Here is a 14,616-nt window from a genome sequence, read left to right on the forward strand (position 1 = left end):
CGAAACTCCCGCCGAGCACTCCGGCGGAAGCCATTCCGCGAACCGTTCGATACATGTCGCATCGCAACCGATTTCCGTCCGAACGGATATCAAGGTCAAGATTAGGTAAGGCTACCATAACTATCTGGCTGAACTAACTGCGGTAGCCGCCGCCAGCGCCTCGACGGCACCGTCCCAGAGTTCGGCCAGTCGATCGATCTCGTCGGCGGTGAACAACGCGGCGCTCCATCGCCAGGTGATCGCCAAGCGCGGACCGTCCTGCCCCGCGTGCACCGCCGCGATCAGGCCGAGCGCGTACCGCAGCGGCAGATCCGGCTCCGGCGCGACCGGCAGCGCGGCGGCGATCGCCGGATCGGTCACCATCGACCAGGCCCGCTCGCCGCGCCCGCCGAGATCGACCCGGCCGAGGTAGTTGAACTCGACCTGTGGTTCCCGCGCCGCCACCAGTTCGGCGTCGCCGAGCACCGAACGCAGCAGGCCGAAGTCGAGACCCTGTCCCGGCACCGAACCCAGATGGGTGACGACAGAATCCAGCAGTTCGCGCGCCCGCGCCGGATCCGCGCGGGCCGAGTCCACGTCGACGGCGTACGCACCCGCGCCGAGCCGCACCGGATAGGTCGTGGAGAACCAGCCGACCGTGCCGGAGCTATCGGCCCCGACGACGGCGTCGGCCCGGCCGTGGCTCTCCAACCCGATCAGCGCGCCGCCGTCGGCGTCCTGGCCGCGCTCGCGCCGCCACGAGGCCAGCGTCATCGTCAACGCGGCCAATAGGAATTCCCGGACACCCTCGGCCCTGCGCGTCGCGCCGAGAACGCGGGCGGTGGTGGCCGCCGACATCTCGGTCGAGGTAAGCCGCAGCGTGCCCCAGGTATCGGCGACACCCGGTTCGCGAGCGCCCACCGCAGGGTCCCGACCGGCGACCTGGGCGAGCCAGTAGTCACGTCGCGCGCGCACGGCCGGGTCCTCGGCGCGCTGCCACACCAGCCGACACCACTGCCGGTAGGAGGTCGGTTCGGTGATCGTCTTCGGCACCGCACCAGCGACCACCTGCTCCCAGGCCGCGGCCATGTCGGCCATGAGAATGCCCCAGGACACCACGTCGACCGCGAGGTGGTGCACGGCGAGGAAGAGCAGGTCGCCACCGGGTGCGCCGCGCAACCACACCGCGCGCACCATATCGCCCGCGGCCGGGTCGAGTCCGTCGATCGCGGCACGGCTCACCGCGCTCACCATCGCGCCCAATTTCTTTGCCTTACCGGTGAATTCGCGCACGCCGAGCACATCGGCGGCGCGCACGCGGCCCGGTTCCCGGGTGACCAGCCGCGGGCCGTCCACGGTCTCCTCCAGTCGGGAGCGCAGGGTGGCGTGCCCGTCGAGCACGGCTTGCAGGACCGCTTCCAGATCCGCGCCCGAGATGGCGTCGGGCAGGGCCAGCAGCACGTACTGGGCCAGGCGGCGGTAGTTGGGCTGCCGGTACATCCAGGACACGATGGGCAGCGGCGGCACCGGTCCGTAATCCGCGCCGTCGGCCGCCCGCGCGGCGGACTCACGCGCCCGCGCGTCGAGCGCGGCGGCGAGATCGCGAATCGTCGGCGCCGCGACCACCATTCGCGCATCGACGCCGATGCCGCGCCGCCGCGCCTTGTTCACCAGCGATATCGCGACGATGCTGTCCATGCCGAGGGCGAAGAAGTCGTCGGTGACACCCGGTGCGCGGCCGTCGAACACCTCGGTGAGGATCTCGGTGAGCGCGCGTTCGGTCTCGGTCGCGGGTTCGGCCGATCCGTGGCGGGCGTCGCCCGCCGGCGCGCTCTCGGCCAGCGCGGCCAATTCGCGCACGTCGAGTTTGCCGTTGGCGTTCACCGGGAGCGCCGCGAGCACGGTCAGCCGGGCCGGAATCATGTACGCGGGCAGGCGTTCGGCGAGCGCGGCCCGCAGCGCGACCGGATCGGCGGCGCGGCCGGGCGCGCACACCACGAATCCGACCAGGGTCACCGCGTCACCGCGCCGCACCACGGTCGCGGCGGCGGCGGCGATACCGGGCAGGGTCCGCAGCGCGGTCTCGACCTCGCCGATCTCGATACGGTAGCCGCGGATCTTCACCTGGTCGTCGGCCCGGCCGAGGTAGCCGAGGGTGCCGCCGGGTAGTCGGCGCACCAGGTCGCCGGTGCGGTACATGCGCCCGCCGCCGAAGGGGTCGGCGACGAATCGTCCCGCCGTATGCCCGGGACGGCCGACATAGCCGCGCGCCAGCTGCGGACCCGCGAGATACAGTTCGCCGGTCACCCCGACGGTGACCGGACGCAGCCGCGAGTCCAGCACGTAGGCGGAGGTTCCCGCGGTCGGTCCGCCGATGGTCGGCGTCGCAGGCCCTTCCCCCGGCGCGGTCACATCGGCGACCACCGCCTCGACCGTGGTCTCGGTCGGGCCGTAGCAGTTGTGCACCGCGACATCGCGCAACGCGCGCAGCCGCGCCCACAGCTGGGTGTCGATGGCCTCGCCGCCCAGCGCCAGCACCGCAGGCGGCCGGTCGAGCAGTCCCGCGGCGGCCAACTGCCGAAACATCGACGGCGTGGTGTCGATCATGTCGATCGCGTGCCGTCGCAGTCCCTCGACCAGGTGCCGGGCGTCGCGCATGGCCGCCTCGTCGAACAGGTGGACGGCGTGTCCGTCGAGCAGGCCGACCATCGGCTGCCAGGAGGCGTCGAAACTCATCGACCAGGCGTGCGCGATACGCAGCCGACGACCGAGCCGGGCCGTCGCGGGCCGGTACACCCGGGCCCGGTGGTCGGCGAAATAGGACACGACGGCCGCGTGCGAGTTCACCACGCCCTTGGGCTCACCGGTCGAACCCGAGGTGAAGATGATGTAGGCGGCCTGCGCCGGATCGACCGGGGCCGAATCGATTTCGGCGGTGGCATGCCCTACGAGGTCGAAGGTGTCGAGGTCGAGGACGGTCTCGGGATCGAGATCGCCATCGCGCCCGTCACTCACCAGTACGAGCCTCGGATTCGCCTGCCGCAGAATCGATTCGACGCGCGCCGGTGGCAGGGCGAGGTCGAGGGGCACATAGGCCGCGCCCACCGCCAGCACCGCGAGCACCGCGATGACCACCCGCTCGTCACGCGGCAGGCGGAGGGCGACGACATCCTCGGGGCCGATGCCGCGCGCGCCGAGCTCGCGCGCCAAACCCCTGGCCCGCTCGGACACTTCGCGATAGGTGAGGCAATCGGTCTCGGTGCTGATCGCGGTCAGGTCCGGGGTGCGGGCGGCCTGACGCTCGAACAGTTCGATGATCGTCGCGCCGCGTTCGGAATCAGTTGCCTCGGGTGTGGTCTCGAACCGGCGGACCCGCGCGCGCGCCGCCTCGGAGAGCACGTCCAGGTCGTCGATGCGCAGATCCGTGGCGTCGGGCAGCCGCCGCAGGATCGCCGTCACGGCCTCCCCGATATCGTCGGGCAGGTACGGGATCGACGCGGCGATGGCCTCCACGACCACGACCAACTCGTCGCCGTGGGCGTAGGAGACCACGGTGAGCGGGTAGTGCGTGAGGTTCTTGGCCATTCTCGGCCGGAAGGTGACCTCGCCGACGGCGACGGCCGCGATCTCGTCCATTGGCGCGTTCTGGAAGACGAACATGGTGTCGAACAACGAGCTGTACCCGGCGGCGCGCTGCACCGCGGACAGACTCAGATAGCCGAAATCGCGCATGGCCGCCGACTCCCGTTGCAGCCGTGCGCATTCGGCCTGCACCGGAGCCGCCGGATCGACACGGAACACCACCGGGACGGTGTTGAGGAACAGTCCGATCATGCGTTCCACGCCTGCGATCGACTCCGGTCGCCCGGTGACTATCGTGCCGTAGACGACATCGCGGCGATCGGTGAGCCGCGACAGCAGGATCGTCCACGCGAACTGCACGACCGAATTGAGCGTGAGTCCTTGTCCGCGCGCCCAATTACGCAATCGGGCGGTCTCGGATGCGGACAGCGTGAAGCGCGTGACCTCGGCGCTCTCCGTGCCGCCCGCGCCCGACAGTCCCATGCCCGCCCCGCCGTCGGCGACCATGAGCGGACCGGTGAGCCGCGACAGCTGTTCGGCCCACCGGTCGCGCGCCGCCGACATGTCCTTGGCGGCGAGCCAGCCGATGTAGTCGCGATAGGGCCGCACCGGCGTCAGCGCCTCGGCCGCGCCGCCCGCCGCGTACAGCGCCCGCAATTCGCCGAACATGACGCCGAGCGACCAGCCGTCCACGAGGATGTGGTGGATGGTCATGATCAGCCGCGAGCGCGCCGTGCCGTCCGCGGCGGGCGGCAGGGTGACCAGGGTGGCGCGCAGCGACGGTCCCTTGCCGAGATCGAACGGGCGCGACAACTCCTCGGCCTCGACCGCGTCCAACTCCTCCACCCGGGCGGTGCGTTCGGACCACGGCAACTCGACCAGGCGCGGCACGATCTGCACCGGCCGCGGCACGTCGCGATCCCAGAACACCGCGCGCAGATTCGGGTGGCGGCGCAGCAGCGTCTCGACGCACCGGCGCAGTAGATCGGCGTCCACCGGGCCGTCGATGTCGACCACGAACGGGATCGTATAGACGTCGCGCCCGTCACCGGTCAGCCGGGACAGGGAGAACAGACCCTCCTGCAACGGGCTGAGCGCCAGCACATCCTCGATCTCCGCCAACGCCTCACTCATAGGTTCTCCTGCCTCACTGCCCGCCCGCGCGGCGTCACCGCGCGGGCGGTCGAAATCCGGTCCGCGACAGCGCGATCAGCGCTGCGCCGCCCATGAACTCCGAAGCGCGGCCAATGCGTCCGCGTCGAGTCCGGAAGCCGACATCGGGGCGTGCTGCCGCGCTTCGGCGGCGTCGGGCGTCACCTCGGGCGGATTGGCGAGCGCCTCGTCCACCGCGGCCGCCAGCTCCGCGATGGTGAAGTACTCGAACACCATCTGCGGACTCAGCGGCAGACCCGCCTCGCCGGCGCGCGCCGCCCACTTGACGGCGATCACACTGTCACCGCCAAGACCGAAGAACCCGTCCTCGCGTCCGATATCGGTGAGGTCGAGCAGTTCCTCGAGTATGGTCGTTAGCACCCGTTCGGTTTCGGTACGCGGTGCGACATAACCGGTTTCGGTCACCGTCGCCACGCGCCGCACCGTCGAGCGACCGGTATCCCACCCGGGGGGCAGCACCTCGAGTTCGGCGAGCGCCCGGTCCGGCTGTTCGGCGAAGGCCCGCAGCACCCCTTCGAGCACGTCGGCGAATATCTGCCCGGTCGCGGCCTCGTACAGATCGGGATTGACCACGACGCGCGCGACCAGCTCACCGGTGGTGTCCACCGAGTAGTCGAGGTGGAAGTCCATGAAGGAGACGTCGTAGTAGCCCGCGATACCGGTGAGCGTGGTGGCGCCGTCGGCGCTGAACGGCACGGGCTTCGGACGGTGCCGAAAATGCATCATCACCTGGAACAGCGGATTGCGCGAGAGCGACCGCGCCGGATTCATCGACTCCACGAGCCGTTCGAAGGGCACGCCCTGATGGCTGATCGCGTCCAGCGCGGCATCGCGCACCCGCTCGAGCATGACGCGCGGGGTCGGTGCGCCGGACACGTCGTGGCGCAGGACCACGACATTGGCGAACAGGCCGACGAGTTCGTCGGTGGTCTGGCCGATCCGGTTCGCCACCGCCGCGCCGACCGCGACATCCTCGATGCCGCCGAGGATATTGACGACCGCGGCGCTGACCGCCTGGCACAGCATGAATTCGGTGGCGCCGACCTCCTCGGCCCGCGCCCGCAGCGCATTCCATAGGTCCGCGGGCAGTACCCGCGCGGCACCGAGTCCGTTGCGGCCGAGCACCCGCGGACGCGGATGGTCGTGCGCCACCGCGATCTCGTCGGGCAGCCCCGCCAGCGTCGCGCGCCAGTAGTCCAGCTGCGCCTGACCGTACGGACTCACCGCGCGATCGGCGCCGCGGTCGAAGGTCTCGCGCTGCCAGATCGCGAAATCCGCGAACTGGAGCGGCAGTTCGGACCAGTCGGGCGCCGCGCCCGCGGCCCGGGCGCGATAGGCGATGGTCAGGTCGTCCAGGAATATCTCGCACGAGCGCAGGTCGGCGATGATGTGGTGCATCAGGATCGACAGCACGGTGCGCCCCGGACCCATCCGCAGGATGCGGAAGCGGACCATCGGCTCGGCCGCGAGATCGAAGACGTAGTCCCAGTCCTCGCCGAGTTCGCGCCGCAACCGCGCCTCGACGTCGGCGGCCCCGCTGATGTCGACCACCGGCACCGGGACCGGCGCCGCCGGGGCGATGAGCTGATACGGGTTGCCGTCGTGTTCCGGGAAGGTGGTCCGCAGCGATTCGTGCCTGGCCACCACGTCGTCGATGGCCGCGCGCAGCGCGTCCACATCCAGGTCGCCGTCGAAACGCACCGGGTAGCTGACGTTCTCGCCGTCGACGGCGCCCTCGAGCCTGCGCTGGAGCCAGTAGACGCGCTGGGAGTACGACAGCGGAATGTGCTCGGGGCGCGCGCGGCGCACCAGCGGCGGTCTACCCGCCCGCGATTCGTCCAGCGGGACGGGCTCGAACGGCTCCGCGTCGTCGAAGGCATCCATCTCGTCGAGGTCGATATCGAATTCCGCGCGGAAGGCGGCCACCAAGTGGGCGGCCAGCGCGGTCACCGTCGGCTTGTCGAACGGCACGCGCATATCGATCTCGATGCCGAATTCCGCGCGGATCATGGTGATCAGCCGGGCGGCGAGCAGCGAATGGCCGCCGAGTTCGAAGAAGGAATCGTCGGCGCCGACCCGTTCGCGGGCGAACAGCGTCGCGAACAACTCCGCGATACGCGCCTCGGTCGGGGTCTGCGGCTCACGGTAGGCGCGGGCCTCGGCGAAGGCGGGCGCCGGCAGCGCGCGCTTGTCCAATTTGCCGTGCGGGGTAAGCGGCACCCCGTCGATCACGACGAAGGCCGATGGCACCATGTACTCCGGCAGCGTCGCCGCGACGTGCGCGCGGACCTCGGCCGGATCGACCTCGGCGCCGGGCGCCGCCACGAGGTAGGCGGCCAACACCGGGCCGAGCATCTCGTGATCGGCCACGATCACCACGCAGTGCACGACCGAGGGGTGATCGGTGACGGCGGCCTCGACCTCGCCCAATTCGATCCGGTGACCGCGCACCTTGACCTGTTCGTCGGCGCGGCCGATGAATTCGATCTGCCCGCCTCCGGTGCGCCGGGCCAGGTCGCCGGTGCGGTAGAGCCGCCCGCCCGCGCGGAACGGATCGGCGACGAAACGTTCGGCGGTGAGCCCGGCCCGCCCGAGATACCCGCGCGCCAACTGCCTTCCGCCCAGGTAGATCTCGCCGACGACACCCGAGGGCACCAATTGGAGGGCGTCGTCGAGCAGGTAGAGGTGGACATTGCGGTTCGGCAGGCCGATCGGCACAATGCCGTTGCCCTGCGGTCCCTCGACCTCCATGTGCGTCGAACACACCACGGCCTCGGTGGGGCCGTAGTGGTTGCGCAGTTCGGCGTCGAACTGCGCCGCGAACCGGTCGGCGACCTCGCCGGGCAGCGCCTCGCCGCCGACGGGGACGCGGCGCAGGCTGCGCCAGTCGTCGACCTCCGGCAGCACAAGGAAGGTGGCGAGCATGGACGGCACCATGTGCAGCACGGTCACGCCGTGGCGGGTCACCAGATCCGCGACGTACGGGATATCGCGGTAGGCATCGGGTTTGGGGATCACCACGCGCGCACCGGCGGTCAGGGTGACGAAGATGTCGAGCAGGGAGGCGTCGAAACTCACCGAGGTGGACTGCAATACGCGGTCCTGCGGGGTGAGATCCCATTCGGCGTTGAAGCCCGACAGATGTTCGGCGATCGCGTCGTGCGGCACCGGAACGCCTTTGGGCTTACCGGTGGAGCCGGAGGTGTAGATGACGTAGGCGATATTCGACGGGTGCAGCGCCGCGGTGCGATCGGCGTCCACCGGTGCGCGGTCGGGCAGCCGCGCGGCCTCGGCCTCGAGTTCGGCCAGCACCGCGGGGTCGAGGGTCAGCCGCGGTCCGGCGTCGGCGAGCAGGTATTCGGTGCGTTCGGGCGGGTAGGCCGGGTCGATGGGCAGATACGCCGCGCCCGCCTTCTGCACGGCGAGCGCCGCCACCACGAATTCCACCGATGTCGCCATGCGCAGCGCGACCAGATCCTCCGGCCCGACGCCTGCGCCGATCAGCCGGTGCGCCAGTCGATTCGCGCGAGCGTCGAGGCCGCGATAGGTCAGTTCGATCTCGTCGGAGACGATCGCGACATTGTCGGGCGTGGCCGCGACCTGCCGTTCGAACATGGCGATCATGGTGGTCGGCCGCTCGTCGACCAGGGTGCCGCGCGCGAGTTCGAGCAGCCGGTCGAGCTCGGCCGCGCCAACCAGATCGAGATCACGCAGGGCGCGCGCGGGCTCTCGCAGCGCGTTGTCGAGGATCCGCACGAAATGATCGAGCATCCGGGCGACCAGCGGACGTTCGAGCGCGTCGACCCGGTAGGTCGCCTCCACCCGCGCGCCCGCGCCGTCCTGGACGATCATCAGGCCGAGCGGTTCCTGGGCGACCAGACTGCCCAGCGGCAGTTCGGTGACCGAGACACCGGGCAGATCGAATCCGTTCGTCGCCCCGCGCACGGTGAAGCTGATCCGTACCAGCTGTTCCATCGCGTCGCTGCCCGCGACCCGCTCCGGGCTCACCGCCTGGATGACGCGGTCGACGCCGACGTGCCGGTGGGTTAACGCGGCGGCCACGGCGTCGCGGGTCTGTTCCAGCAGCGTGCGGAAACTCCGCGCGCCCGCGGGCAGCGCCCGGACCAGCAGCGTATTGCCGAAGTAGCCGATCAACGCCTCGGCCCGCGCGTCGCGGCGATTGGTCACCGGCACGGAGACGAGGAAGTCGGTCGCGGCGGTGTAGCGGTGCATCAGCGCCTGGAACGCGGTCAGCAGCACCGTGTACGGGGTCGCCGCGTATTCGCGGGCGGCAGCGGTCACCGCGTCCATGAGCGCGGCGGGGAGCTCGCGCACCACGCGATCGGCATTCTTGGTGGTTACGCCGCCGCGCGGGCCGGGTAGTTCCAACGGTTCGGGTAACGGGGTCAGCGCGGCGCGCCAGAATTCCAGTCCCGCCGGATCATCGGACACGTCCGCGTCGAGCACCTCGACGTCCACGTACTGCGCGCCGAGTACGGGCAGCGCCTCGCCGCGGTAGGCCGCGTTGAGTTCGGCGAAGAACACCGGCCACGAATCGTCGTCCCAGCCGATGTGGTGGACCACGAGCACCAGTACGTAGGAGGTGTCGCCGACCCTGATCAGAGTGGGCCGCAGCGGCAGGTCGGCCGACAGGTCGAAGGGGCGGGCGAACTCGCGCCGCGCCAGCACCTCGACCCGGCGCTCGCGGACGGCGTCGGCCAGATCGGTGAGGTCGTGGTTCCGCCAGACGAGTTCGGCCTCGTCGCGGGAGATCTGGTACGGCTCGCCCTGTTCGCCGATTCCGTAGGTGGTGCGCAGGATCTCGTGCCTGGCGACAACGGTGGCGAACGCCGCGCGCAACCGGTCGGCGTCGGCGAGTCCGTCGAGGCGGTAGGCCACGCAGACATTGAGCGTGGTGTCGCTCGGGTCGAGGCGCTGTACGAACCACATCCGCTGCTGTGCCGCCGACAGCGCGGTGGGTTCGCCCGCCCGCCCGCCCGGGCTCCGGGCGGGCGCGCTCGACGGCGCCTGCACGCCCTGTTCGCGCAAACGTGTCCGCAACAGTTGCTTACGGCGCTCGAGAATGTCGTCTGCCATGTCCGTCCTTCGAAATCGTCTGTCGGGCTCGGTATCCGTACACGCCGGACGGGCGGTACCGGAACGCGGTGGGCGCTCGGCTCACTCGTCGGTGAGATATCCTCCGCGCGTGAAGAATTCGGCACCGTCGAATTCGACGCCCGCCGAGTCGCGCACCCGGGTGACCACCAGCGCGTGGTTGCCGCCGCGATGCGCGTCGACGCCCGACACCACCGCGCCGCCGCCTTCCTGCACGATGACCCGGCCCGGGGTACCGCCGTAGCGCGCCGCGGAGACCCGCGCGGACAGGATCGCGATCCGCTCACCGCGGTAGTGGCTGAACGCGCGCGGATACGGCGCCGACAGCGCGCGCACGAACCGCTCCAGATCGGCCGCCGACCAGGTCCAGTCGATGCGGCTGTCGCGTTCGGACCGCTTGTGGAAGTAGGTGCGCTCGGCCTTGTTCTGCGGACGCCACACCGCCGCACCGGAATCGAGGGCGGCCAGCGCCTCGCCGATCGCGCCGGGGATCAGCTCCATACCGCGCAGCACCAGGTCGGTGCCGGTGTCGGTGGGGCCGATGGGGATCGAACGCTGGACGATGATGTCACCGGTGTCGAGACCTTCGTCCATGCGGTGCACGGTGAGGCCGGTTTCGGTGGCGCCGCTGATCAGCGCCCACAGCACCGGGGAGAATCCGGTGAACTTCGGCAGCAGCGAGTCGTGCAGGTTCAGCGTGCCGTGCGGCGGGAGGTCGTAGAGTTCCGCGGGCATCCGGGTGTACCAGCTGTTGACGACGATGACGTCCGGCTCGGCCCGCTTGACGAGGTCGATGGTCTCGGTGTCGGCCCGGTCGGTCAGATGCACCGGAATCCTGTGCTCCCGAGCCAGTTCCTCGACCGAGTCGGAGAAGATCGCCTTATAGGAATGCCCGCTCGCCGGATGGGTGACCGCGAGCACCACCTCGTGTTCCGAGTCGATCAGGGCCTGAAGGGTCTTGCGACCCCAGGTCTGGAAACCGAACGACACGATACGCATGAAACCGAACCTTCCCTAGCAATGACAAAGGTTAGCCTAACCTATTGTGGTCGAGGTGCGAATGCCGACCGGATCACTCCGCCGACAGCGCGGCATCGCGGCGCGCCGCCGCGCCCTCGCGCGCCGCGGCGGTCAGGAGCACCCGATCCGAGAGCGCGCCGAGGCAACTGAGATTCGGGAAACCCGGTCCCTGCGCCAGCGCCGCGAGATTCGGCAGATACAGCTTGCCGTCCAGTCCGGAGACCGCCAGGTCGTAGCCGATGGCCGCCTCGATCCTGGCCTGGGTCAGCTCACCGCCGACGGCGAGTTCCAGCAAATCGGCGGTGTTCGCGTCGAACATCTCGAGGAACCACAGCGGACGCCCGCCGGTCGCGTCGATCACCAAGTCGCAGGTGTGCAGCTGATCCGGTCGCATCTCGTTGCGCAGCGTCAACGCGACGGCCTCGCCGCGGTCGGCCACCCGCACCACGCGGCCCTGCATGTGGTGCACCCGATTGTCGGCGAGCAGACTCTCCTGCACCCGCACCGAGAACACGCCGCGGTCGGTGCGCCGGATGACGTCGCGGCGCTCGTCGACACTGAGCGACCCCCATTTCACCGGATCGCTGAATAGCGAATTCTCGAAATAGCTCTCGCCGCGGGTGTAGATCGTCGCCATCGGCGAGATGACCGAGATGGAGAGCATGCCGTGGCGGATCAGTTCGTCCAGCGCCGATCCCGCGGTCTCGCCGCCGCCGATGACGGCCACCCGGGAGGAGACCGGCAGGCTCCGCCGACCCGCCATATCCCAGAATTCCGCGATGCTCAGCACCTTCGGATGTTTGGCGAGCGCCTTCTCGCTGCGTCCCGGTCCGGTGATCATCAGGCACTCGGCCTCGAGTTCGATAGTCGCGCCGTCGGCATCGACCGCGCCGATCCGCCAACCCTCGGCGGTCGCGGCGATGGACCGCGCGGTGGCGTGGACGACGTCGAGATCGATGGCGCGCGCGACCCATTGGAGATATTTCGCCCAGACGTGATGCTGCGGACTCGGCCTGCCGCGATCGATCCATTCGGCGTAGGTGCCCTGGTCGATCAGGAACGAGGTCCAACTGTAGGCCGTCATGGCCTCGTTGACGGCCCGGTTGCGCCCGCGGACCAGGGTGGAGTGGTAGGGGAAGCCGACATCCTTCTCCGGGCTGGTGCCGAGCCGGTGCCGACCGTCGGTCCATCCGCCGCTCGGCAGCCAATTCCCGCCCACCGCCCGTGCTTCCACGACCACGACGCGCGGCGCGGGCAGACCCAGTTCGCGCAGCACATGCGCCTTGGCGGCCACCGCCAGCGCCTTCGGACCCGCACCGATTACCGCCAGTGTTCCCACTACTTCTCCCACTCTCGACCGGCGCCGCAGCCGTGGGCACGCCCACGTCGACCGAATCCGCGCAGCTATGTTTGCATAGGCTTACCTTACAGTGAATGGGCGTGCGCGACTCGACCACGAGTGAGGGCACGCCCGGATGATTGGAATGAACAGATGATCGGACTCAGCCGAAAGACCCTCGGCGCTCTCGCGATCGCCGCCTCGGTCCTGACCGGCACCGCCGGTGCCGTCGTGGCCGCCTCGGTCGCCCAGGCCGCACCGCTGGTCACCCCGTTGCACGCGAGCGGGCCCGGCCAGGGCGAACTGCGCGCGAAGGTCGGCGTGCTGCTCAATGTCAACGCGCCGCGTTCGGCGCGGGCCGCCGAGGTGGAGACCGGCGAAGCGGGTCTGCCCGCCTTCGACCGCGCCGCGGCCCTGATCGCCATCGCGCCCGCGAGCTGGCGCTGGGATGTCGTCAATGTCAGCGATGGCGGCGACACCATCTACGCCCAATTGCTCACCGCGACCGACGGTTACGACCCGTGGTACTTCGACCTGTCCTGGCGCCGGGTCGGCGGCACCTGGAAGCTGACCCAGGAATCGGTCTGCAATATCGGGAACTTCGTCGGCACCGGCTGCTGATCCGTTCCGAGGACAACCCGAAGCGCCCCGCCCACGCAGGGCGCTTCGGCGCTTTCCCGGGTTACGACGTGACCGCCAAGTATTCTTAGGCTAACCTCAGTTCCATGAGCAGAGGATTCAGCGGCGTCGTTGTGAAGGCGTGGGGCGGGAAAGACTACCGGCTCACCGTGACATCCACCGAAGAGGTCACGGAGAAGTTCGTCCGACTCGGCTTCGAGGCGGGCGGACTGCTGGCCGATCATCCCGTACACCCCACGCAATGGATCCGGGTGTGGATCCCCGAGGCGAACAGCGACAAACTGCACCACCGGGCCTTCACCCTCGTCGATCCCGACCCGGCCAACGACCGGTTCTCGATCGAATTCGCCCTGCACAACGGGCCCGCCGCGAACTGGGCGCGCGACGCCCGCGCGGGTGACCCACTCGAAGCCAGCGTGCTCGGCTCCAAATTCGCACTCCCCGACACCGCGCCCGCCGAATACGTGATCTTCGGCGACACCGCCTCGCTGCCCGCGATCAACTCACTGCTCGACGCCATCGGCGACGCCCCGGCCCGGGTGTGGCTGGAATGGCAGTACGAATCGGATCGGACCATCCCCGTGCGCAACAAGCCGCACCACGAGGTCACCTGGCTCCAGCGCGTCGACGACGGCAGGCTCATGCGCGAGCAGGCACAGGCGATCACCTGCGCGAGCGACGCGTTCGGCTGGGTCGCCTGCTGCGGCGCCACCACCCGCTCGATCGTCAAGACCCTCAAGACCACTCACGGCCTGGCCAAGAGCTCCATCAAGTCCCAGGCGTACTGGAAGTAGGCCGCGGGCGCACCGAGCCGCGGGTTCGATACGCTCGTCCGATCATGAGACGGAGGCAGCGACCGCCGCTGCCCAAGCGGTTCGGTCTGGATCCGGCCCGGCTGCGGCTGCCGGAGGACGGCGAGTGGGCGACCATCCGCGACCACCTGGCGGCGCGACTGCCCCGGGTCGACCCGGCGCGCATCGACGAGATGCTGCGCGCGGGCGAGATCGTCGACCTGGACGGGCCGATCGCTCCCGACGCCCCGTATGTGCCGGGCGGGGCCGTGTGGTTCCACCGTGATCTGCCCGACGAGGTCGACGTTCCCTTCGACATCGAGATCGTGCACCGCGACGACACCCTGCTCGTCGCGGACAAACCCCACTTCCTCGCCACGATTCCGCGCGGCGGCCACATCAGGCAGACCGCGCTGGTTCGGCTGCGCCACCAACTCGACCTGCCGGATCTGATCCCGGCGCATCGACTCGACCGTGCCACCGCCGGACTGCTCCTGTTCGTCATCGATCCGGCGCGGCGCGGGGCGTATCAGACGATGTTCCACCGCCGCGCCGTGCACAAGGAATACGAGGCCATCGCCCCGTACGATCCCGAACTCACCTTGCCGCGGACCGTGCGCAGCCGCATCGTCAAGGAGAAGCACGTGCTGGCCGCCCAGCAGGTCGCGGGCGAGCCCAATGCCGAGACCGAGGTGGAACTGCTCGAACACCGCGACGGACTCGGCCGGTACCGGCTGCGCCCGCACACCGGGCGCACCCACCAGCTGCGGCTGCACATGAACGGCCTCGGCGTCCCCATCCTCGGCGACGACTTCTATCCGACGCTGACCGACAAACCCGTGCACGATTTCACCCGGCCGCTGCAATTGCTGGCGGCGACACTGGAGTTCACCGATCCGGTGACGGGCCTGCCGCGCCGCTTCCGAACGCGGCGTTCGCTCCAGGCGTGGACCGATTACGGGGGCTGGCGCGGGTGAC

General features: G+C 69.8%; 7 protein-coding genes. 3 read left to right on the top strand and 4 right to left on the bottom strand.

What is annotated here, in order from left to right; genetic code table 11:
- Positions 1–120: 120 nt before the first annotated feature.
- From APZ21_RS25660 to APZ21_RS25675, 4 genes are all read right to left on the bottom strand, one after another.
- Positions 121–4,695 carry a non-ribosomal peptide synthetase gene (locus tag APZ21_RS25660; protein ID WP_054815847.1) on the bottom strand — a complete coding sequence of 1,525 codons (4,575 nt, stop codon included), beginning with the start codon at positions 4,693–4,695 and terminating at the stop codon, positions 121–123.
- 75 nt (positions 4,696–4,770) lie between these two features.
- Positions 4,771–9,831 carry a non-ribosomal peptide synthetase gene (locus tag APZ21_RS25665; protein WP_054815848.1) on the bottom strand — a complete coding sequence of 1,687 codons (5,061 nt, stop codon included), beginning with the start codon at positions 9,829–9,831 and terminating at the stop codon, positions 4,771–4,773.
- An 81-nt stretch (positions 9,832–9,912) separates the two neighbouring features.
- Positions 9,913–10,848, bottom strand: a complete 936-nt coding sequence (locus APZ21_RS25670; RefSeq protein WP_054815849.1) for a methionyl-tRNA formyltransferase — start codon at positions 10,846–10,848, stop codon at positions 9,913–9,915.
- A gap of 73 nt (positions 10,849–10,921) precedes the next feature.
- Entirely contained in the window at positions 10,922–12,208 is a 1,287-nt protein-coding gene (locus APZ21_RS25675; protein WP_054815850.1) for a SidA/IucD/PvdA family monooxygenase, read from the bottom strand.
- Between the two features lie 153 nt (positions 12,209–12,361).
- On the opposite strand from APZ21_RS25675, the gene APZ21_RS25680 reads away from it, so the two are divergent.
- The 3 genes from APZ21_RS25680 to APZ21_RS25690 all read left to right on the top strand — a co-directional run bounded on the left by APZ21_RS25680 (position 12,362) and on the right by APZ21_RS25690 (position 14,615).
- Complete coding sequence (locus tag APZ21_RS25680) at positions 12,362–12,829, top strand: MTB12 C-terminal domain-containing protein (protein WP_054815851.1); 468 nt, start codon at positions 12,362–12,364, stop codon at positions 12,827–12,829.
- Positions 12,830–12,933: 104 nt separating this feature from the next.
- The gene (locus APZ21_RS25685) at positions 12,934–13,641 is read left to right on the top strand and encodes a siderophore-interacting protein (protein WP_054815852.1); all 708 of its coding nucleotides are present in this window, start codon (positions 12,934–12,936) and stop codon (positions 13,639–13,641) included.
- 44 nt (positions 13,642–13,685) lie between these two features.
- Positions 13,686–14,615 carry an RluA family pseudouridine synthase gene (locus APZ21_RS25690; RefSeq protein ID WP_054815853.1) on the top strand — a complete coding sequence of 310 codons (930 nt, stop codon included), beginning with the start codon at positions 13,686–13,688 and terminating at the stop codon, positions 14,613–14,615.
- The last annotated feature ends 1 nt before the right edge of the window (position 14,616 follow it).

The organism is Nocardia arizonensis, assembly GCF_001310275.1.
Classification (GTDB): domain Bacteria; phylum Actinomycetota; class Actinomycetes; order Mycobacteriales; family Mycobacteriaceae; genus Nocardia; species Nocardia arizonensis.

What these genes read in the sequence shown, in the direction of transcription:
- APZ21_RS25670 (WP_054815849.1), bottom strand. Translation starts at nt 10,848, where the DNA reads ATGCGTATCGTGTCGTTCGGTTTCCAGACCTGGGGTCGCAAGACCCTT.
- APZ21_RS25685 (WP_054815852.1), top strand. Translation starts at nt 12,934, where the DNA reads ATGAGCAGAGGATTCAGCGGCGTCGTTGTGAAGGCGTGGGGCGGGAAA.
- APZ21_RS25690 (WP_054815853.1), top strand. Translation starts at nt 13,686, where the DNA reads ATGAGACGGAGGCAGCGACCGCCGCTGCCCAAGCGGTTCGGTCTGGAT.
- APZ21_RS25660 (WP_054815847.1), bottom strand. Translation starts at nt 4,695, where the DNA reads ATGAGTGAGGCGTTGGCGGAGATCGAGGATGTGCTGGCGCTCAGCCCG.
- APZ21_RS25665 (WP_054815848.1), bottom strand. Translation starts at nt 9,831, where the DNA reads ATGGCAGACGACATTCTCGAGCGCCGTAAGCAACTGTTGCGGACACGT.
- APZ21_RS25680 (WP_054815851.1), top strand. Translation starts at nt 12,362, where the DNA reads ATGATCGGACTCAGCCGAAAGACCCTCGGCGCTCTCGCGATCGCCGCC.